The sequence below is a fragment of the Methylobacterium sp. Leaf100 genome (genome assembly GCF_001422845.1).
Taxonomy (GTDB): Bacteria; Pseudomonadota; Alphaproteobacteria; order Rhizobiales; family Beijerinckiaceae; genus Methylobacterium.
Map to the genome: position 1 here is coordinate 1 of NZ_LMMW01000004.1, position 19,784 is coordinate 19,784.

Sequence of the window (19,784 nt, forward strand, 5' to 3'; positions counted from 1 at the left end):
AAGATGACCAGCGCCGCCGCCAAGACCAAAGTCCCGCTGGCCGCCGCCGATGAACAGGCTTCTACGGCCCCACAGCCCAACCGTCAACGGCCAAATGACGGGGAAACGAAATTTTCGCGACGAAAGCGTCATCCCGCCTCACACGGCCCTGGAGACGTAGGGAAACAGGGCTGCAAGCCGGCTGCTCAGTCCGATCTGTCTTCAGCACGCACCTCTCTCAGCGTCCTTGGTCATCTTTCTGGACAGACAGGGGAGGGCGCGACGCCGTTCGGGTTTGACACCGGCGCGGGGGCCGTCGACACCGCCGGTGCCGCTCCTGCTGCCCCCCCGCTGCAGGGTGCCGTCGGACGCCGACCTGGAACGAAAGAGGCCAACCTTGACGGAGCAATCCGGCGCCGCCCGCATCCCGATTGCGCCAGCGGACAGGGGACCCGATGACCAAGCCGATGCGGACCCACGCGTCACCGCACTGCTTGCCCGAATCGCATCCTTCGCCGACGCCCCCACGCCGAATGGCGACCGCTTCGATTGTCGGGGCATCGACCTGCGGGGTCTCGGTCTCGGCCGCTCGCTCGATCCGGGTCGAGCCGGTTCCGGCGTGATGCCGGCCTGGTGGGACGGACAGCAGAACGGGCTTCGCCTCGCCAACGTGGATCTGCACGAGGCCACCCTCGAGGAAACGGACCTGGGCGGCGCGAACCTGACGGGCGCGAACCTTTCCGGTGCTCTCGGGCGCTCCGCCCGCTTCGATGGAGCCGTACTGGAGGAAGCCGATCTCAGCGGCGCCGATCTCAGCGGCGCCCACTTCACCGCAATGGCCGGAGGCGAGGCCAATTTCGACGAGGCCATGCTGGAAGACGCCCGTTTCGGCCAGGCTTCCATGCGTTTCGCCAAGCTGCGTCGCGCCCTCCTGGACGGCGCCGATTTCACCGGCGCCGACCTGTGGGGGGCCGACCTCACGGGTGCGGATGCGGATTACACGGTGTTTCGCGGCACCCGCCTCGACGAAGCCAAGCTCGGCAACGTCAACCTCACCTACGCGGATTTCGAGGGCGCCAGCCTGAAGAAGGCCAATCTCGCCGGATCGCGCCTGCAGGGCGCCAACTTCACCGGGGTCAAGCTCGACGGGGCGATCCTCGACGGCGCCGATTTCTCCGAGACCAGCCTGGTACGGCTCAACCTCTCCACCTGTTCCCTGCGCCACGTGCGCTTCGCCGGAGCCTGGCTCAACGGCACGCGGATGCGGGCCGAGCAGCTCGGCGGGGCCGTGGGCGAGGAGATCGCCGGCGAGTACAAGGCCGCGCAGGCGAGCTACCTCGCCCTGGAACAGAACTTCAAGAGCATCGGCGCCCAGGACGAGGCGAGCTGGGCCTACAAGCGCGGGCGCCGCATGGGCCGGTTCCACGCGGGCACCGAAGCGCGGGCAGCCTGGCATGCCCGCTCCGGCCGGGATCTGGCGCGGCACGGCTACCAGTGGGTCGCCGACCGCTTCGTCGAGTGGCTGTGCGATTACGGCGAGAGCCTGTCGCGGATCGCGCGGGCCTTCGTCCTCGTCATCGGCCTGTTCGCCGTGCTCTACGGCGTCGCCGGCGGCCTGATCCGCGAGGGCGGCGACGGCAGCCCGACCTACAACGTCCTCGATCTCGTGAGCTACAGCGCCCTCAACATGATGACGGCCAACCCACCCGAGATCGGCATCAAGCCCATCGGACGCTTCACCAACCTCCTGGTGGGCATCGAGGGCGCTGCGGGCATCATCCTCATGGGACTGTTCGGCTTCATCCTCGGCAACCGCCTCCGGCGCTGACGCGTTCGGCGAGCACCGGATTCGCCGGGTTCCCCGCGGCACCGACCCCTTCCCCAATCTCCAGCCCAGGCGGCCCGATGACCCTAGCCTCCCCTCCGCGTTCCGCCGGTGGCCGGCGCGAGACGCGCCTGCTCGGCGGCCTGCCGGGCTCCCCCCTCGCCCTGGTGCTCATCGGCATCGCCGTGGCGGCGGGGATCGCGAACTATTGGGTGGGTGAGGCACGCCGGACGGAAGGCACGCGCCAGCACGCGGTGCTGACCCTGAGCGATCGCCTGCTCGCCAACATGGTCGAACTCGAAACCGGCATGCGTGGCTACATGCTGTTCGGGTCCGAGGAATACCTCGAGCCGTACCAGGCCGCCCAGGACACCGTCGGCGGGCAACTCGACGCCATCGAGTCTCTGACCAAGGATTCCTCTGGCCCAGGTCCCGGGCGCCTGCGCACCTTCGTGGAGGCCAAGCGCGCCTTCGCCGCCCGCGTCATCGCGGTGCGGCGGGCCGAAGGCTACGATCCGGCCGTGGTGCTGGCGCGGACCGGCGAGGGCAAGCGCACCATGGACGGGGTCCGGGCGGCGGCGAAAGCCCTGCAGGACCATGCCAATGCGAGTCTGGAGCGGATCGAGGGCCAGGACCGGACCTGGTCGCTGGTGCTCCTCCTCGTCTCCATCGCCTCGGCGTTGGCGGCGGTGGGGCTGCTCGGTCGCCTCGCCCTCGTACGCCGGCGTGAGGAACAGCGCACGGCCGCCCTCCTCGACGGGGTGTTCGCGAATGCCCCCGTCGGCCTCGGCTTCCTCGACCGGGACTTGCGCATCCGTCACATGAACCGGGCGCTCGCCACCATGAACGAGCGCGGATTCGGAGCCGATCTCGGCGCGCCGATCTGGGCCATGCTGCCGACCCTGCAGGAGCAGCTGACCCCCAAGCTCCGGGCCGCCCGGGACGAAGGCCTCGTCACCACCAACGTCGATGTCGCCGTCCCGACCCCGAGCGCTCCGCGTGGGGTGCGCCACTTCCTGATGAGCTTCTACCCCCTTCGCGACAGCACCGGCGCGGGCGGCGCACAGGCCGATGGCGTCGGCCTCGTCGTGTCCGACGAAACCCTGCGCAAGCTGTCCGAGGAGCGCATGCGCCACAGCGAGGAGCGCTTCCGGTCACTGACCGAGGCCACCAGCGCGATCGTCTGGACGACGACGCCCGAGGGTGGCTTCGAGGTGACACCCTCGGAATGGACCCGTTTCACCGGTCAGACACCGCAGGCGGCCGCCGGGGCCGGGTGGCTGGAGGCGATCCACCCGGATGACCGGGCACGCACCAACGCGACGTGGATCAAGGCTGTGGACAGCCTTTCCCCCTACGAGATCGAGCATCGCATCCGCCGCCACGACGGCATCTGGCGGATCATGTCCGCCCGCGCCGTCCCGATCCTCGAGGAGAACGGCAGCATCCGCGAATGGGTGGGCACCCATTCCGACGTCACCGCGCGCAAGGAGGCCGAACTGGCGCTGGCCGCCGCCAAGGAGGCGGCGGAGGAGGCCAACCGGGCAAAGAGCCAGTTCCTCGCCAACATGAGCCACGAGTTGCGCACGCCGCTCTCCGCAGTGATCGGTTATTCGGAGATGCTGCAGGAGGAGATGGAGGATCTCGGCGAGGAGAGCCTCCTCGTCGACATGCGCAAGATCGAGGCGAACGCGCGACACCTCCTCGGGCTCATCAACGATGTCCTCGACCTGTCGAAGATCGAGGCCGAGCGGATGGAGATCTACGCCGAGACCTTCTCCGTCGCCGAGATCGTTCGGGATGTCGCCGCCACCGTGGAGACCCTCGTCGACAAGAAGGGCAACACCCTCGCGATCGAGGTCGCCGACGACCTCGGCGAAGCGCATACGGACCAGACCAAGCTGCGTCAGTGCCTCATCAACCTCCTGAGCAACGCGGCCAAGTTCACCGAGGGCGGCCAGATCACCCTGTCGGCCACGCGGAGCGAGGCGAGCGGGAGCGGGTGGCTCAACTTCCACGTCATCGATACGGGCATCGGCATGACGCCCGAGCAGCAGGCCAAGCTGTTCCAGCGCTTCACCCAGGCGGACGCCTCGACCACGCGGCGCTTCGGTGGCACCGGCCTCGGCCTCGCCATCACCCGCGCCTTCGCCGACATGCTCGGTGGCGCCATCGAGGTGACGAGCCAGGAGGGTGTCGGCACCACTTTCACCCTCCGGGTGCCGGCCGACTACGTCAGCACCTCGCCCCTGGAGGCCATCGGGCACGACGGCCCGCATGCGAGTCACCGCCTGCCCATGCCCGATGTCGCCTCGGGCAGCCACGTTCTCATCATCGACGACGACCCCTCGACGCGGGACCTCCTCGCACGCTTCCTCGAGCGCGATGGTTTCAGCGTGACGACGGCGAGCGACGGGCGCGAGGGCGTCGAACGGGCGCGAACCCTGCGGCCCCGGGTCATTCTCCTCGACGTGACCATGCCGCGCATGGACGGCTGGTCGGTGCTGCGCACCCTGCGGGCCGACCCGGAGCTCGGGGCCACGCCGATCATCATGGTGACCGTCCTCGACGAGCAGAACCTCGCCTTCTCGCTCGGGGCCACGGACTATCTTCAGAAGCCCATCGAGTGGACTCAGCTGAAGACCGCCATGGAGCGGTTCAAACCTTCGGAGAACGAGGGACCGGTGCTCATCATCGACGACGATCCCGATGCCCGCGAGCGGATGTCCGCGATGCTGATCCGCGAGGGCTGGCGGGTCGCCTCGGCCGAGAACGGCATCGCCGGACTCGAGGCGACGGCGGCCAAGAAGCCTTGCCTCATCCTCCTCGACCTGATGATGCCCGAGATGGACGGTTTCGGGTTCCTCAGGGCCCTGCGCGGCAAAGCGGAATGGCGCGACATTCCCGTGGTGGTGCTCACCGCCAAGGACGTGACCGCGGAGGACCGTCGTCGCCTGGCGGGTCAGGCCGACCGGGTGCTCCAGAAGGGCCGCCTCAGCCTCAGCGATCTCTCGGAATCGCTTCGCTCGCTGGTGGCGCCGGGGGCCTGAGCACGGTGCGTGCCGGGTGATCGCTCCGCCCACCGGACGACGTCATAGAACGCGCCTACGACAGGCGGCGCATCCGGTGCGACGGATGCGCCGCCTGTCGTAGCGTGAAGACCGACCTCGGAACCGTGCCTTCGCGGCGCGGCCGCGAGCGCCAGCCGCATCCGCCGCTGTGAGGCGTCACGCAGCCACGGACGGTCCGAGCAGGTGTGGGATCGCCTGGGTGGGGGCGGGCGCGGCCTCGATGGGATCGGGACGGCGCTCGGAGAATCGCAGCGCCGCGTCGAGCGCCCCGTTCAGCGAAGTGACCAGCACGTCGGCCGAGATCGTGCGGCGGAGCCGGTCGAGGGAGGCGGGATCGCGCTCGCGCCAGAAGCCGACCAGAACCTTCACGCCGGGAATCGCCTGCCGCGCCTGGCGGACGTTGAGCCGGATCTGCGAGAGGCTCACCGGCTCGAGGTAGGAGAAGCACACCATGGCGATGCCGCCGACGATTTCGGGCCGCTCGCCCTGGCGCAGGGCCGCCATGGACATGACCTGCGCGGCCAATCCGTGCTGGCCCAGAATCTGGCTCAGCATCAGGGTGGCGGCCTCGTCGAACGGACCACGGCTCGACACGCACAGGACGGGGCAGGGACCGCGCCAGCCCGGCGCGAGATCGGCTTGAGCCCGCACGATGGCAGCCACCTGGCGATCGGGGCCGACGGCCGCGACGGCCGCCGAGGCCTCGGTGTTGCCGGTCTTCGCGCGGCCGCCTTTTGCTCGGCGCACGGGACGGGTGCCGAGACGCGTCACCACGGTGCGCAGCGACGTCCCGACCTCGCCCTGACGTTCGCGGTCCAGGGCCCCCCGCGCGAGATCCTCCTGCGCCAGGAGGAGGCCGGCGAGCACCACCTCGTCGTAATAGGTCACGAGGGCGCGCGCCTTGAGGAACAGTTCGCCCTGATCGATGGCCTCGGCCGGATCGCCCGCCAGCATGCGCTGGTAGAAGATCTCCGGCGGCGACAGGGCGGGCTGATCGCCCAGGATCACGTCGAGGAACCACAGGCGCTCGATGTGGCGGCCCAGCACCACGAGACACACGGTGATCGGGGTGGCGAGGACGAGGCCGATGGGCCCCCACAGGAAGGCCCAGAGCGTGGCGGCGAGGATGACCGCGATGGGCGAGAGCCCGGTCGAATGACCGTAGAGCAGCGGTTCGATGACATGGCCGGCGATGGGCTCGACCACGACGAACAGAACCGCCGTGGCGATCACCATGGTCCAGCCCGGGTCCACCGCCGCCGCCACCACGAGGGGCAGCAGGGCACTGATGGCGGCCCCGACATAGGGTACGAATCGCATGATGGCGGCGAGCACGCCGAACAGGATCGGGTTGGGCACGCCGATCCACCACAGGCCGAGGCCGATGACGAACCCGAAGGCGATGTTGAGGCAGAGCTGGGCGAGGAAGAACCGGCTGAGACGGCTGACGGCGTCGTCGATGGCCGCCGTGGTCCGCCGCAGGTCGCCCGAGCCCGCGAGCCGGATGGCGCGGTTGCGCAGGTCCTCGCGCTGCAGGAGGATGAAGATCGTGAAGATCAGAATCAGTCCGGTGGTGGCGAGCGGGTGCAGGATGGGGGCCGCAAAAGCCCCGAGGGTGCCCAAAAACCCAACCTTGGCCGCCGCGATCTGCACGTGGAGCGGACGGTCGAGGCTGCCGTTGCTGCCCTGGGTGACGGCGTCCTTCAGCTCGGGCTGAAGCTGCGCGCCGATGTCCTGCACCATGTCGATCACCCGGGTGAGGGTGCCGCTTCCGGCGGTCGCATCCTTCAGGGAGGCGATCTTGTCGCGCATGGTCAGCTGATAGCGCGGCAGGTCGGCGGCGAGTTGCGCCGCCTCGTTGGCAATGAGCAGCGCGATGCCGAGCAACGCTCCGAAGGCGGCGATCACCACCAGCATCACCGCCAGGGCCCGCGGCACGCGAACGCGCCGCAGCAGGCGAACGGCCGGGACGAGGACGAAACTGAGCAGGATGGCCAGTGTCACCGGCACGAAGATGTCCCGGCCGAAATACAGGGCCGCCGCGATGGTGATGACGAGCAGGCACGACGCCAGGGTCGTGAAGACCGGCATCGCCTGCCGGAGCAGGCGGGCGGTGATGGGATCGTCGCTCATGGGTACGCTATGGTCTCGTCAAGGGGGAGAGCGACGGGAGTATGTCGGACAGGCTCAGGCGGCGACGGGCGCTTGCGGACCGACGGCGGCGTTGATCTGCGTCAGGAGCTTCGAGAAATCGACGGGCTTGGGGTGGTAGTCGTTACAGCCCGCCTGGATCGCCTTGTCGCGGTCGCCCGACATGGCATGCGCCGTCAGCGCGATGATCGGGATGCCCTGCGTGTCGCTGCCGGATTTCAGGACGCGGGCGGCCGACCAGCCGTCGAGGATCGGCAGGTTCATGTCGAGGAGGATCACGTCGGGCCGGGCCGTGCGAGCCTGTTGCACGCCGGCCTCGCCGTCATGGGCGAGGATGACCTCGTACCCGCGGCGCTTCAGCCGACGGGACAGGAAGTCCCAGATTTCCTCATGGTCTTCCACCAACAAGATCTTGGCCATCATCCGCTCCCCTGAATGTCCCTTCGAACGGTCCCTCGCGCCGGTCGGCGCGAAACGGCTCCGCCTGCCCATGTCCGCAAGGACCGGGCCTTCCATCGCCGCATTCGAGCCGGCGCGCGGGGAGGAGCCCCGGTCAGATCACCGGTAACCCCGCACGCCTGTGCCGCCACGAACGCAGGCCCTCGTCGCCGGCCGGACCACGCCTTGCCGACGCCGCCCGACCCTTCACCGTGCTGTGAACGCACAAGTCGCACGAACGGTCCCACCCCGCGCGCGGATCGGGCGAACGAGACGGTGACGCTTCAGCGCCGGACGGTCGCGGCGGGCTGAGGTCCCGGCAGCAGGCCGCTGTCCTGCATCACGATCAGGCCGAGCATCGCCGCCAGCAGCGTCGCCAGGGAGGCGAGGCGCCCAAGATGGCGCCGCCAGACCATCATGACGACGAAGACGACCAACAGAGCCAGGAGAAGCACGAAGGTGAGCATCGGAGCAGGCTCGGAACAAGAGGTGAGGGAAGCGAGGCCGGCCCGCGCGCCGCCGGTTCGATGGACACCCTCCGCCGGAGAGCCCGAGCGGTCATGTCCTGTCGATGACGGGCTGTCACGTCCGAATCGTCACGGACTCCGCCCGGCGGAGCAGGGTGGCGCTCGAATGCGAACGGCGCCCGATCGAATTTCAACCCGGGACGGAGAGCGTCCGCGCCACCGCGCCCGCGAGGCCGGCAGCCTGATTGCGGATGTCGGGTACGGCCGTGCACTCCCACAGCACGCCACGCAGGAGCGGACCGACCACCCAGAGGGGGCCAGCCTGCACCGAACCGCGGGCCGCGAGGTCGGCGGACGCGTCGAGGCCGATCCCGAACGGTCCCGGCCGAACCAGCCCACGCTCCATCAATCGGCGAATCAACGGATCGTCGGTCTCCGCCACGCGTCCGATGCCGGTGGCGTCGAGGATGCACTGGACGGCGAGGGGCTCGTCCTCGGCCGCTCCGCGCGGACGCAGGGTCACGATGGCCTCGGCCGCCGTGTCGGTGATGGAGCGGATCCGCCCGGCCCGCACCACCAGGGTGCCGCGGGCGATCTCGTCGGCGATGGCCTCGGCGGCCGGCGGCGCCGCGCGGTGCCGGTGGATGTCCCAGAACGGACGCAGGTGGCGCAGGAAGCGGGCCTGCTCGGAGGCGGGCAGATCGCGCCACACGGTATCGGTGACCGGCCGCAGGGCGTCGATCACTCCGCGCCAGCCGAGGCCCGCCGCTCCCGCCCGCTCGATCTCGCGCCGGATGCGGGCGGCGAGGGCGGATACCGTGTTCACGCCGGTGAGATCCGGCATCGGCCACGGCTGGACGGGCGCATGGGCGCTGGGGAGAAGGCCCCGCCGGGACAGGGCGACGATCCGTCCGGGAAACCCGTGCCGCCGCAGGGCCGCCACGGCGTCCACCATGGTCAGGCCTGTGCCGACGATGAGGACCGTTCGATCCGGGTGCAGGCGGCCGAAGCTCTCGGGCGCCCATGGGTCGGCCTGGTGGCGACTGCGCGGCGCCCCCGGTGCGCCGAGGTTGCCCATGGCGAGGACGGCGCCGGCAATGGGGTAGGACGCGCCGCCCTCCGTGCGGAGGGTGAAACCGCCGGGTGCCGGCTCGAGGTCGGTCACGGCATCGTTGACGAGGTCGAGGCGGGGCGGCCCGTCGCCCCCCGTCACCGCACGGGTGAGGAGATCGGTGAGGTAGCGTCCGTAGAGGCCGCGTGCCGCGAAGGTGCCGCCGGGCGTGACGCGGATGCCGGAGGCTTCGTCGCCGTCGAAGGTCGATTGGGCGAGCCAATCGGAGAAGTGCTCGGGCTGGTCGGGAAAGGCGCTCATGTTCGCCGCCCGGACGTTGAGGAGGTGATCCGGGTTGCCGGTGGCGTAGGCCCGCCCCCGACCGAAGGTGCCCGCGCGCTCGCACAGGAGCACGCGCCGCTGAGGCTCCAGGCGCGCCAGGAGCTGGATCGCGCTCATGGTGCCGCTGAAGCCCGCGCCGATCACGGCGATGGGACGCGGGGACTCCCTCGATGTCATCCGTTCTTTCCAGCTCCACTGACCGGCCGCCAGACTAGGGATGTCCTTTAAAACGAACAAGGCCGGCGGGCGAATTTTGGAAGTCCCCCGCGAAACGGTGGCTTCGCACACGATAGTGCACATTCGCCGCACGATCGAAGGGGCGAAACATTCCTTAAAACGAACGCCGGAGCGCCGCGATCCGGGCATTCCCGACCGCTTGGCCGCCCTACCAAACGGCAGGGCCTTCCGGTAGCCTCCGGTACGGTGCGAAGGCGAGGGACGCATGAACGGGACGCGGCCCCATCCCGGCTACCCGGCACCGGCGGCGGTGCTGGAGCTGCTCAAGCCGGTGACGTGGTTCCCACCCATGTGGGCCTTCGGCTGCGGCGTGGTCGCCTCGGGCGTGCCGCTGGCCGGCCATTGGGGCGTGGCGCTGACAGGGCTCCTCCTCGCCGGTCCCCTGGTCTGCGCCACGAGTCAGGCGGTCAACGACTGGTTCGACCGGGAGGTCGATGCCATCAACGAACCGCACCGACCCATCCCCTCGGGCCGCATCCCCGGCCGCTGGGGCCTCGCGATCGCGTGGGCCTGGACCGGCCTCTCGCTCGCCGTGGCAGCCGGTCTCGGGCTTTGGGTCTTCCTCGCGGCCGTCCTCGGTCTGGCCCTGGCCTGGGCCTACAGCGCGCCGCCCCCGCGGCTGAAGCGGAACGGCTGGTGGGGCAACGCCGCCTGTGGGCTCTGCTACGAGGGCTTGGCCTGGGTGACGGGGCATGCGGCGATGCTGGGCGGCGCCCTGCCGCCGGCCACCTCCCTGATCCTGGCCGCCCTCTACAGCGCCGGCGCCCACGGCATCATGACCCTCAACGACTTCAAGTCCGTCGCGGGTGACCGCCAGATGGGCATCCGCTCCCTGCCGGCGAGCCTCGGGCCGGACCGCGCCGCGCATGTGGCGTGCTGGGTCATGGCCGTCCCCCAGGGAGCGGTCATCGGCCTCCTGCTGTCATGGGGCCGTCCCGTCGAGGCGGGCATCGTCGCGGCGCTCCTGGCCGGACAGGTCGCGATGATGCGTCACTTCCTCGCCAGCCCGACGGAGCGGGCGCTCTGGTACAGCGGCTTCGGCGTGCCCCTCTACGTGTTCGGCATGCTGGCGAGCGCCTTCGCGGCGCGCGCCCTGACGTAACGGAGCGGCCCGGTCTCACGCCCGCCGCACGGACCGGCGCGGGAGGCGTCCCCGGCGCAACGATCATGATCCGCCGACCATTGTGGAATGACATCGGGCCGCCGTCCACAACCGGGAGGCCCCCGGGCGACGCACGAACCCTTGTCGCCCTCGCGGAAGTCGGCAAGGCTACGCGCGGGACGAGCCGTTGATGCGCGTTCCCAACAGAACCGAGCAACAGAACAGCTCAAGAGAGCCGGCGGGGATCGACGCGGACGCGATGCGGGACACCAGCGAAGCGAGCGCCGGGAGCGCCGGCCCTGGACGCAGGTCGACCGGCGCCGGCCATGCTTTGGTCCGTTTGATGCTTGGCGAGCCGACCCGGGTCCATCCGGGCCTCATCGGGCGTTCTCTCACTGCCATCACCGCCTCGCTCGCCCTGTCCCCCCGCGTCACGCGCGCCCCTCGCGCGATTCGGGGCCCTGAGCGTGCGAGACCATCCGGCGGCCCGCTCGATGGCGCCGCGACAGCCCCGCCCACAAGGAAGACGATGCGATGAACTACAACTGGAACTGGGGCATCTTCTTCGAAGCGTCGCCCGAGGGCACCGGCACCTACGCGGACATGCTGCTGTCGGGGCTGGCGTGGACCATCGTCACGGCGCTCTGCTCCTGGATCATCGCGTTTCTCCTCGGATCCCTCGTCGGCGTGATGCGGACCTTGCCGAACCGGGCCGCCAACGCCGTGGGCACGGCCTATGTCGAGCTGTTCCGCAACATCCCCCTGCTGGTTCAGATGTTCCTCTGGTACTTCGTCCTCCCCGAGGTGCTGCCAGAACAATGGGGCTCCTGGCTCAAGCAGCTCCCCAACGCACCCTTCTACACCGCCGTGCTGTGTCTCGGCTTCTTCACCGCCTCGCGCGTCGCCGAGCAGGTCCGCGCCGGCATCCAGTCCCTGCCACGGGGCCAGAAGATGGCCGGCACGGCCTTGGGCCTGACCGTGGGTCAGACCTACCGCTACGTACTGCTGCCCAACGCCTACCGCATCATCCTGCCGCCCCTGACGTCCGAATTCCTCAACAATCTCAAGAACACCTCCGTGGCCTTGACCATCGGCCTGCTGGAGCTCACGGCGCGTGCCCGCGCCATGCAGGAATTCTCGTTCCAGGTGTTCGAGGCCTTCACCGCCGCCACGATCCTCTACGTGCTCATCAACGTCGGAGTGATCTTCATCTCGTCCTGGATCGAGCGCCGCGTCGCCGTCCCGGGCAGCCGCTGAGGGTGCAATCCTCGCCTTCGCCCCATCAGAGGTAGCCTCCCATGCTCGCGAATTTCGATTTCTCCGTCATCACCAACTCGCTGCCCTACCTGTTCTTCGAGGGGATGCGCTTCACCCTGACCCTGACGGCGCTGGCCGCCGTCGGCGGCATCGTGCTCGGCACCTTCATCGCGATGATGCGGCTCTCGGGGCTTCCGGTGATCCCTCTAGTCGCCAAGGGCTACGTCAACCTGTTCCGGTCCCTGCCCCTCGTGCTGGTGATCTTCTGGTTCTACTTCCTGGTGCCGTATCTCGGCCAATGGGTGACGGGTGCAGACCGTCCGATGACGGTGGGGGCCTTCACCTCCTCGCTCGTGACCTTCACCCTGTTCGAGGCGGCGTACTTCTCCGAGATCATGCGCGCGGGCATCCAGTCGATCCCCAAGGGTCAGGCGGCCGCCGCTTCGGCGCTCGGCATGACCTACTGGACCTCCATGCGGACGGTGATCCTGCCCCAGGTCTTCCGCAACATGACCCCGATCCTGCTCACCCAGACCATCGTGCTGTTCCAGGATACGTCGCTCGTCTACGTGCTCTCGATCACCGACTTCCTCGGGGCCGCCTCGAAGATCGCCCAGCGCGATGGGCGCCTGGTGGAAATGTATCTGTTCGCGGCGGTCGTCTACTTCGCGGTGTGCTTCGCGGCCTCCCTGGCGGTGCGCCACCTGCAGAAGAAGATCGCCATCATCCGCTGATCGCCCGCCCCTCAACGCCTTCCATCGAGGATCGCCCCATGCGCGCCCCCCTGAATACTTCGTCGGCTCCTTCCGTCGGGACCGGCCCGATGATCACCATGACCAACGTCAGCAAGTGGTACGGGGACTTCAAGGTCCTGACCGACTGCACCACCGCGGTGAACAAGGGCGAGGTCGTCGTCGTCTGCGGGCCGTCCGGCTCGGGCAAATCAACCCTGATCAAGTGCGTCAACGCCCTGGAGCCGTTCCAGGAGGGGCAGGTGGTGGTCGACGGCACGCCCGTGCGCGACAAGCGCACGAACCTGCCCAAGCTCCGCGCCCGGGTCGGCATGGTGTTCCAGCACTTCGAGCTGTTCCCGCACCTCTCCATCGCCGAGAACCTCACCCTGGCCCAGGTCATGGTGCTCGGGCGCGACCGGGGCGCCGCCCTCGACAGCGGCATGGTGCTCCTCGACCGCGTCGGCCTGTCCGCCCACGCCAAGAAGTTCCCCGGCCAGCTCTCCGGCGGGCAGCAGCAGCGCGTGGCCATCGCCCGAGCGCTCGCCATGAACCCCATCGTCATGCTGTTCGACGAGCCCACATCGGCCCTCGATCCCGAGATGGTCGGCGAGGTTCTCGACGTCATGGTCCAACTCGCCCGCGAGGGCATGACCATGATGTGCGTGACCCACGAGATGGGATTCGCCCGAAAGGTCGCCAATCGGGTGATCTTCATGGACAAGGGCGAGATCGTCGAGGACGCCACCAAGGACGACTTCTTCGGCAACGCCCGCTCGGAGCGCGCGCAGAACTTCCTCTCCAAGATCCTTCAGCACTGAAGGATCCCTCGGCACGGAATCCTGCAGAACCGAGTACAGCCACGGCGGACGGCCGGCCTTGACCGGAGCCGCGTTCTGAGGCCGGACTTCGATGGATGCGCCGGCGCGGGGCCGGCGGTCGGTCGAGTGGACCGCATGGGTAGACGAGCGCTTCTCCCTTGGGCCGGTCTCGCCCTCGCGGCAGGCCTTCTGGCGGGCACCGGCGCGGAGCTGCTGCCACGGGCCCACCTCGCGTGGCGGCTCCTGCGGGCGGCCGAAGACCCGCCCGCCCTGGCGCGCCTGCGCCTCGACCCCGTGGCGACGCCCGAGCGCGTAGCCGGCGAGATCGACGCCGCCCTGGCAGCGCAGGACGACAGCCTTGCCCAGAGCTTTCTCGAGCTCGCCGATGCGCGCGGGATTCCCGTCGATGCCACGCGGCGAACCCAAGTCGCCGCCTTGCAGCAGGTCGCCCCCTTGCGCACGGCACGGGCCTTTGCCGAGGGGGCCCTCACGGGGCAAGCGGACAGCGGGGTCGGCCTCGCCGGCGCCTTCGCGGCGGATCTGACCGGCCTCGGCGACCTGCGCGACCTCGCACGCGAAGGAGGGCACCTCGTGCGCGACGAACCCTACGATTCGGTTCTGCTCGGGCTGGCGAGCGTCGGGCTGGCGGCGACGGCCGCAACCTATGCGGGCGGCCTCGGCGCCGTGGCGCGCGGCGGCGCGACCCTGCTGAAGACGGCCCACCGTTCGGGGCGCCTCTCGCGTCCCCTCGCGGCGAGCCTCGGCCGATTGGCCCGGGAGAGCCTCGATCCGGCCGCAATGCGATCCATGGCGGTGGCCGCCGGCCGTTTCGATCTCGTCGCCGCCCGCACCGCTGCGCGCAACGGCATCCGCACGGGGGCCGTCACCGAACTGACGGCGCTCGGCGGTCGGGCCTACGCCCTGCAGACCCGGCTCGGAACGCGTGGTGTGTTTCAGGTCCTGTCGCTGGCGCGCTCTCCGGCCGAGGTCGGCCGCGCGGTGCGCCTGGCGGAGGGAATGGGCCCCGCGACGCGGGCCGTCCTCAAGCTCCTCGACCGCGCGGCTCTGGTGATCGGGGCCGTGCTCATGGAACTGGTGCGGACCGTGTGGCTGGCGCTGGGATGGTGTTGGGGGCTCGCCCTGTTCTGCCGCCGTTTGGGACTTCTGATCGGGCGCCTGATCTGGCCGAAGCCGCGGCGCGGACGCATAAACGCCGCAAGGTCTCTACCCATCGCAGCGGTCGCATCCGCCTGATCGGCCGGAGCGATCCACAATCACCGGTTTTCGCGAAAGACGCGTTCAGCGCAAAGTGGCCACCTGCATGTCGACGGACTGGGGCGCATCGGCCGCGAAGGTTCCGGCCGACGGTCCCTCGGCAACGTAGATCCGGCTCACCACCAACAACACGGCCAGCGCCCAGAACACGAGGGCGGCACGGCGTGTCTCGCCGTAGCCTCTCTGCTCAGCGCTCGGCTCCGCGCGCGGGCACACCGACGCCATCGGCTCACCGAAGGGGTCGAAGGCGGGCTGGCGCAGATCTCGAAGGTCGCTCATAGGGAGAATGTCGCGGCTCGAACCTCGCGGATCAATGGATGCGTTTTTCGAACTTGTGCGATTTCAGAGGGGCTTCTTCTCCTCTCATCACCGAGCGGGGAAGTTCCTTCCGGCCCGGCGGCAATCGCGCTTCAGACGTCCGCCTCGATGTCTGACCAGCTCCATCGAGCAGGCCCGAAAGGCGAGGCGGGGCCGACCGCTCTTCTTCCGGGCCTCCTCGTGTGCCTGGCAATCACGGGCGTCGCCAGGCTGCTGCAGGCCGGCGAGGAACACGTCTTCGAGCATCCCTATGTCGAGGCCCTGGTCATGGCGATCCTCCTCGGCATCGCCGTACGCAGCGTCTGGCAGCCGGGCGACCGCTTCCGCCGGGGCATCGCCTTCAGCGCCAAGCAGGTGCTCGAAGTGGCGGTCACCCTGCTCGGCGCTTCCCTCAGCCTCGGGGCCATCGTCGCCTCGGGGCCGGCCCTGCTCACCGGCATCGTCGGCACGGTGGTGGTGACCATCGGCGCCAGCTACGCCATCTGCCGCCTCCTCGCCCTGCCGGCGCGGATGGCGATCCTGGTCGCCTGCGGCAACGCCATCTGCGGCAACTCCGCAATCGCGGCGGTGGCGCCCGTCATCGGCGCCGATGGCGAGGACGTGGCCGCCTCGATCGCCTTCACCGCCGTCCTCGGCGTCCTCATGGTGCTGGGCCTGCCCCTGTTCGTCCCCCTCGTCGGCCTCTCGGAGAATCAGTACGGGGTGCTCGCCGGCCTGACGGTCTACGCCGTTCCGCAGGTCCTGGCCGCGACGGTGCCGGTGGGGCTGCTCAGCACCCAGGTCGGTACCCTGGTCAAGCTCGTGCGTGTGCTCATGCTCGGGCCCGTGGTGGTCGCGTGCTCGCTGATCGCCCGCTTCCTGCCCGTGGACGGTTCGACCGCCGCCCCACGGCCGGCCACCCTGCGCCTGACCCAGCTCGTGCCGTGGTTCATCCTCGGCTTCCTCGTGCTCGCGTCGCTGCGGTCCCTCGGGCTGATCCCGGACGCCCTGGTCGGACCGCTGAAGCATCTGGCCGGTCTCCTCACCATCGTGTCGATGGCGGCGCTGGGCCTCGGCGTCGACGTTCGGGTTCTCGCCCGCGTCGGCGGCCGGGTCACCGCCGCGGTGACCGGCTCGCTCCTCGTCCTGATCGCGACGAGCCTCGTCCTCATCAAGGTCCTGGGCATCGCCTGATCCGATCCCGGCTCAGGCCGTTCCAACCTCCGCCTTGACCTTCGCCTGGTCGGTCTCGGATTCCCCCGCGACCGCGCCCAGCAGGCTGTCGATGGCGTGGCCGCCGCCCGTGAAGCCGGCCTCGCCCAGCAGGGTCTTCAGGATAGGCGCGTTGAACTGGTAGCGCATGAGCTGGCCGGAGAGGTTCTCCCCGAAGCCGGCCGCGCCCCGGCCCGCCCCCTCACCGCCCATCATCCCGCCGGCGTCGAAGATCCGGATCGACTCGATCTTCTCCACGGCCTTCATGCTCTCGCGCAGGGCCTCGGGGACGATGGCGATGCGCTTGAGGCTGGCTTCGAAGTCCCGCGCTTCCGGCGACAGGGCGTTGCGTGCTTCGTTCATCACGCGCTCGCGCTCGGCATCGGCCGCGCCGAGCTTGGTGATCGCCTCGGCCTTCGAGGCCGCCGCCGTCGCTTCGGCCTCCGCCAGGGTGGTGATCGCCATCGCCCGGTCCTCGGCCGCCTTGCGCTCGGCCTCGGCGTTGACCGTGATGGCGGTGGCGGCCTTCTCGGCCTCCTTCTTCGCCGCGATCACCGTGACCTGGCGCTCGCGCTCGGCGATCTCGATGGATTTGGCGGTGGCGACCTTCTCCTCGGCGGACACGGCCAGCGCCTCGGCCTCCTTCGCCCGCGCCTGAGCCTCCGACTGCGCCTTGGAGCGCTCGGCGACCCGAATGGCGTTCTCCTGGATCACGAGCTGCCGGTCGCGCTCGGCCTCGGCGGTGCGGGTGGCGATGGCGAGATCGGATTCGATCCGGGCCGTCTCGGCCGCCCGGCGAGCCTCGGCCTCGCGCAGCTTCACCGCCTGCTCGCGCTCGATGCGGGCGGTCTCTTCGCTCTGCTGGGCCGCCTGCTCCGCCTTGGCCTGCTCGGCCCGGGTCTCGGCGGTACGGTTGGCGATGTCGCGGGCCTGGGCGAGCTGGGCCTCCTGCGTCTCCTTGGTGATGGTGAGCTGCTTCAGGGCCGTCTCGCGGTCCTTCTCGGCGACGTTGACCTCGGCTTCGCGGACGATCTTGTTGCGCTCCTGGCGCCGATCCTCGGTGATCTTCTTGAGGACGGTCAGGCCTTCGGCGTCGAAGGAATTGTCGGGGTTGAAGAACTCGATGGAGGTCTGGTCGAGGCGGGTGAGGGAGGCGGATTCGAGCTCGAGGCCGTTGTGGCGCAGGTCGCCCGACACGGCCTCCTGCACGCCCTTCACGAATTCCGAGCGCTTCTCCTGCAGGTCGGGCAGGGTCATGCCGGCGGCGACCGAGCGCAGGGCATCGACGAACTTCGCCTCGACGAGCTCGCTGAGCTTGCGCGCGTCGTTGGTGCGGTCGCCCAGCGTCTGGGCGGCGAGCGCGATGGAATCCTCCTTGGGCTCCACGCGCACGTAGAACTCGACGGTGATGTCGGCCCGCAGGCGGTCCTTGGTGATGAGCGAGGCCGCGCCGTCGCGCTTCACCTCGATGCGCAGGGTGTTGAGGTTCACCATGGCGATGGAGTGGAACACCGGCAGCAGCACCGCGCCGCCGTCGACCACGACCCTGCGGCCGCCGAGCCCCGTGCGGACGAAGGCGGTGTCGCGCGTCGTCCGGCGGTAGAGCCGCCCGAACACGAACCCGATGCCCAGGAGGGCGACGACGACCGTGCCGACGAGCACGGCGATGTTCACGAGATCCATGGGACGAAAGCCCTTCAGTGGGAGGCGGTGAGATCGAGGGCGACGGGGACGGCGACGAAGACGCCGCCGGCATGCTCCACCAGGAGCACGTGCGTGCTCTGCGGGATCGCGGGGCGGTCGGGCGCCGCGCGCGCCCTCAGGGAATGGGAGTTGCCGTGCCCGTCCCGAACCCGGACCTGTCCGGGCGCGCCCTGATCGAGGGGGCCGAGGGTCACTTCGGCGATCCGGCCGACGAAGTGATCCTCGTCCACGGCGTAGGTCTCGTCGCGCGGGATCAGCCGGGCGATGGTGCGGGTGGACGCCCGCAGGGTCGGGACCGTGAGGCCGAGGGCGGCGACGGCCGCGAGGGCGGCGGGCAGGGGCGCCAGGACCGCGTCCGATACCGCCTGGATCGCGAAGCCGAAGACCGTGAAGGCGGCGAGCGCCACGATGAGCAGGATGAGGAAGGGCACCCGGCCGATATTGATCCAGGACAGCCAGGTGGTGGGCGAACCGAGATGGTGGGACTCGGCTCCGAGCCCGTGCCCGCCCTCGATCTCGAACCACTGATCGACGAGGCCCGAGACGGAGTGGCCGATCACGAGGGCGACGGCCTCGACGGCGACGAGGCCGGCCATGATCCCGCCCGCGACCGTGAACGGAACCAGGTGGGGGTCGGTCAACGCCATCATGACGGGAGGGTCCGGCGGATCGCGAGGAGCCGCTTGTCGATCTCGCTCGACCGGTGGAGGCGGTCGAGTTCGTCGAGATCGTCGGAGGCCGGGGCGGAGGGCAGGCCGGTGAGCCGGTCGATGGCCCGGAGGGGGCCGTCGAGGCCGCGGCGGGGCTTGCGCTCCTCGCTGCCGTAGCCCTTGAGGTCGCCCGCCTCGGGACTGGGCCGGCGCAGGAGCGCAACCCGGTGCTCGGCGTCGCGCCGGGCCGCGTTGGCGGCGTCGAAGGCGCTCTGGGCCGTCGCCATCCGCTCGGCGACGTCCTGCAGGGACGCGTCGAGGGCGCCGATCTGGGTTTCGAGATCGATCTGCCGGGCGATCCCGGCGCGCGCGGCATCCTCCCGGTCGTGCTGGAGGGCGGTGGCGATCTTCGCCGCGAGGCCCGCCACCTCGGCGGCGAGCTGGCCCCGGCGCTGCTCGATCCGGAACGCCTCGGCCTGGATGCGGCCGAGATCGGTGCGGGCCTCGGCGATGACCTCGTCGATCTCGCGCAGGGCCTGATCGGCGACGCCCTGCGGGTCACGGTTCTCGAGCCGATCGAGGGCGGCGTTCGACGCACCGGCGATGATGCGCCCGACCCGGGTCAGGATGGTCTCGGTCATGGTTGTCTGCTCCTCGATCGGTGCGTGCAGGGCGACGCCGGCATGGAGGGTGAGCGTCTCGCCCACGATGATCAGCCGTGCGGCTGAGACCTCGCGCCAGGGGCCGTCGTAGCCCTCGACGCGGTAGGACAGGGTGCGGCGGCCCGCGAGGGTGAGGATGCTGACCTGCGACGGGCCTTTGACGGAGAACAGCTTCTCGTCGAGGGGGATCGCATCGACGCCATCGGGACTGTCGCCGAGGTGCTGGGCGTAGTCGCGGATTCCGAGGGTCACGAACCGCGACGGCAGGCCCGTCTCGGCGCGCACCTGCTGATAGGCCAGCTCCGTGAGGATCACGACATTGGCACGCAGCCGATGCCGAGCGCGAATTTCGTCGAGGATGACGAGCATCCGCCGGTAGGCCGCGAGCAGGTCGTGGAAGGCCGCGACGTCGCCGGCCCCGGGCAGGAGGCGGTAGACGATTCGCGACGGAAGCGTACCGGATCTGGCCATGCAGAGAAGTTAAAACACCGATCCGGTGTTTTCAAGGGAAT

16 protein-coding genes are annotated in these 19,784 nt (G+C 69.8%); 8 read left to right on the plus strand and 8 right to left on the minus strand.

Annotated features, from left to right (window positions below):
- Positions 1 to 409 precede the first annotated feature (409 nt).
- Positions 410 to 1,807, plus strand: a complete 1,398-nt coding sequence (locus tag ASF25_RS04675) for a pentapeptide repeat-containing protein (protein ID WP_056303699.1) — start codon at positions 410 to 412, stop codon at positions 1,805 to 1,807.
- A gap of 77 nt (positions 1,808 to 1,884) precedes the next feature.
- Positions 1,885 to 4,854, plus strand: coding sequence for a response regulator (locus ASF25_RS04680; RefSeq protein ID WP_056167795.1), 2,970 nt, complete (start codon positions 1,885 to 1,887; stop codon positions 4,852 to 4,854).
- A gap of 177 nt (positions 4,855 to 5,031) precedes the next feature.
- Here ASF25_RS04680 and ASF25_RS04685 read toward each other — a convergent pair whose 3' ends face one another.
- The 4 genes from ASF25_RS04685 to ASF25_RS04700 all read right to left on the minus strand — a co-directional run bounded on the left by ASF25_RS04685 (position 5,032) and on the right by ASF25_RS04700 (position 9,501).
- On the minus strand, positions 5,032 to 7,008 hold the full coding sequence (locus ASF25_RS04685) for an AI-2E family transporter (RefSeq protein ID WP_056303590.1): 1,977 nt from the start codon (positions 7,006 to 7,008) through the stop codon (positions 5,032 to 5,034).
- A gap of 54 nt (positions 7,009 to 7,062) precedes the next feature.
- A complete protein-coding gene (locus tag ASF25_RS04690) occupies positions 7,063 to 7,446 on the minus strand; it encodes a response regulator (protein ID WP_056168094.1) in 384 nt (127 codons plus the stop codon).
- 302 nt (positions 7,447 to 7,748) lie between these two features.
- Positions 7,749 to 7,931 carry a hypothetical protein gene (locus tag ASF25_RS04695; RefSeq protein ID WP_056167800.1) on the minus strand — a complete coding sequence of 61 codons (183 nt, stop codon included), beginning with the start codon at positions 7,929 to 7,931 and terminating at the stop codon, positions 7,749 to 7,751.
- 190 nt (positions 7,932 to 8,121) lie between these two features.
- Positions 8,122 to 9,501 (minus strand): FAD/NAD(P)-binding protein, encoded by a 1,380-nt coding sequence (locus ASF25_RS04700; protein ID WP_056303592.1) that lies wholly within the window; start codon positions 9,499 to 9,501, stop codon positions 8,122 to 8,124.
- Positions 9,502 to 9,766: 265 nt separating this feature from the next.
- On the opposite strand from ASF25_RS04700, the gene chlG reads away from it, so the two are divergent.
- From chlG to ASF25_RS04725, 5 genes are all read left to right on the plus strand, one after another.
- Entirely contained in the window at positions 9,767 to 10,663 is an 897-nt protein-coding gene (chlG, locus tag ASF25_RS04705) for a chlorophyll synthase ChlG (RefSeq protein WP_056303594.1), read from the plus strand.
- Positions 10,664 to 11,197: 534 nt separating this feature from the next.
- Positions 11,198 to 11,920 carry an amino acid ABC transporter permease gene (locus tag ASF25_RS04710; RefSeq protein ID WP_056303596.1) on the plus strand — a complete coding sequence of 241 codons (723 nt, stop codon included), beginning with the start codon at positions 11,198 to 11,200 and terminating at the stop codon, positions 11,918 to 11,920.
- A gap of 41 nt (positions 11,921 to 11,961) precedes the next feature.
- Positions 11,962 to 12,654, plus strand: coding sequence for an ABC transporter permease subunit (locus ASF25_RS04715; protein ID WP_056167813.1), 693 nt, complete (start codon positions 11,962 to 11,964; stop codon positions 12,652 to 12,654).
- Between the two features lie 89 nt (positions 12,655 to 12,743).
- Positions 12,744 to 13,472, plus strand: a complete 729-nt coding sequence (locus ASF25_RS04720; RefSeq protein ID WP_056168099.1) for an amino acid ABC transporter ATP-binding protein — start codon at positions 12,744 to 12,746, stop codon at positions 13,470 to 13,472.
- A 135-nt stretch (positions 13,473 to 13,607) separates the two neighbouring features.
- Positions 13,608 to 14,726, plus strand: coding sequence for a hypothetical protein (locus ASF25_RS04725; protein WP_056303598.1), 1,119 nt, complete (start codon positions 13,608 to 13,610; stop codon positions 14,724 to 14,726).
- Between the two features lie 45 nt (positions 14,727 to 14,771).
- Here ASF25_RS04725 and ASF25_RS04730 read toward each other — a convergent pair whose 3' ends face one another.
- Positions 14,772 to 15,026: a hypothetical protein gene (locus tag ASF25_RS04730; RefSeq protein WP_056303599.1), complete on the minus strand. Its 255-nt coding sequence runs from the start codon at positions 15,024 to 15,026 to the stop codon at positions 14,772 to 14,774.
- Between the two features lie 147 nt (positions 15,027 to 15,173).
- Between ASF25_RS04730 and ASF25_RS04735 the strand changes: the two genes are divergently transcribed.
- Positions 15,174 to 16,238 (plus strand): YeiH family protein, encoded by a 1,065-nt coding sequence (locus ASF25_RS04735; RefSeq protein ID WP_056167824.1) that lies wholly within the window; start codon positions 15,174 to 15,176, stop codon positions 16,236 to 16,238.
- A gap of 12 nt (positions 16,239 to 16,250) precedes the next feature.
- On the opposite strand, the gene ASF25_RS04740 is transcribed toward ASF25_RS04735, so the two are convergent.
- From ASF25_RS04740 to ASF25_RS04750, 3 genes are read right to left on the minus strand one after another with little or no spacing between them, the layout of a single operon-like run.
- Positions 16,251 to 17,939 carry a flotillin domain-containing protein gene (locus tag ASF25_RS04740; protein ID WP_056303601.1) on the minus strand — a complete coding sequence of 563 codons (1,689 nt, stop codon included), beginning with the start codon at positions 17,937 to 17,939 and terminating at the stop codon, positions 16,251 to 16,253.
- A gap of 14 nt (positions 17,940 to 17,953) precedes the next feature.
- Entirely contained in the window at positions 17,954 to 18,610 is a 657-nt protein-coding gene (locus tag ASF25_RS04745; RefSeq protein ID WP_056303604.1) for an OB-fold-containig protein, read from the minus strand.
- Positions 18,607 to 19,743 carry a PspA/IM30 family protein gene (locus tag ASF25_RS04750; RefSeq protein ID WP_056303606.1) on the minus strand — a complete coding sequence of 379 codons (1,137 nt, stop codon included), beginning with the start codon at positions 19,741 to 19,743 and terminating at the stop codon, positions 18,607 to 18,609. The genes ASF25_RS04745 and ASF25_RS04750 overlap by 4 nt, the downstream gene beginning before the upstream one ends.
- Between the last annotated feature and the right edge of the window lie 41 nt (positions 19,744 to 19,784).

What these genes read in the sequence shown, in the direction of transcription:
- ASF25_RS04735 (WP_056167824.1), top strand. Translation starts at nt 15,174, where the DNA reads ATGTCTGACCAGCTCCATCGAGCAGGCCCGAAAGGCGAGGCGGGGCCG.
- ASF25_RS04720 (WP_056168099.1), top strand. Translation starts at nt 12,744, where the DNA reads ATGATCACCATGACCAACGTCAGCAAGTGGTACGGGGACTTCAAGGTC.
- ASF25_RS04690 (WP_056168094.1), bottom strand. Translation starts at nt 7,446, where the DNA reads ATGGCCAAGATCTTGTTGGTGGAAGACCATGAGGAAATCTGGGACTTC.
- ASF25_RS04740 (WP_056303601.1), bottom strand. Translation starts at nt 17,939, where the DNA reads ATGGATCTCGTGAACATCGCCGTGCTCGTCGGCACGGTCGTCGTCGCC.
- ASF25_RS04745 (WP_056303604.1), bottom strand. Translation starts at nt 18,610, where the DNA reads ATGATGGCGTTGACCGACCCCCACCTGGTTCCGTTCACGGTCGCGGGC.
- chlG (WP_056303594.1), top strand. Translation starts at nt 9,767, where the DNA reads ATGAACGGGACGCGGCCCCATCCCGGCTACCCGGCACCGGCGGCGGTG.
- ASF25_RS04725 (WP_056303598.1), top strand. Translation starts at nt 13,608, where the DNA reads ATGGGTAGACGAGCGCTTCTCCCTTGGGCCGGTCTCGCCCTCGCGGCA.
- ASF25_RS04715 (WP_056167813.1), top strand. Translation starts at nt 11,962, where the DNA reads ATGCTCGCGAATTTCGATTTCTCCGTCATCACCAACTCGCTGCCCTAC.
- ASF25_RS04730 (WP_056303599.1), bottom strand. Translation starts at nt 15,026, where the DNA reads ATGAGCGACCTTCGAGATCTGCGCCAGCCCGCCTTCGACCCCTTCGGT.
- ASF25_RS04750 (WP_056303606.1), bottom strand. Translation starts at nt 19,743, where the DNA reads ATGGCCAGATCCGGTACGCTTCCGTCGCGAATCGTCTACCGCCTCCTG.
- ASF25_RS04700 (WP_056303592.1), bottom strand. Translation starts at nt 9,501, where the DNA reads ATGACATCGAGGGAGTCCCCGCGTCCCATCGCCGTGATCGGCGCGGGC.
- ASF25_RS04710 (WP_056303596.1), top strand. Translation starts at nt 11,198, where the DNA reads ATGAACTACAACTGGAACTGGGGCATCTTCTTCGAAGCGTCGCCCGAG.
- ASF25_RS04685 (WP_056303590.1), bottom strand. Translation starts at nt 7,008, where the DNA reads ATGAGCGACGATCCCATCACCGCCCGCCTGCTCCGGCAGGCGATGCCG.
- ASF25_RS04680 (WP_056167795.1), top strand. Translation starts at nt 1,885, where the DNA reads ATGACCCTAGCCTCCCCTCCGCGTTCCGCCGGTGGCCGGCGCGAGACG.
- ASF25_RS04695 (WP_056167800.1), bottom strand. Translation starts at nt 7,931, where the DNA reads ATGCTCACCTTCGTGCTTCTCCTGGCTCTGTTGGTCGTCTTCGTCGTC.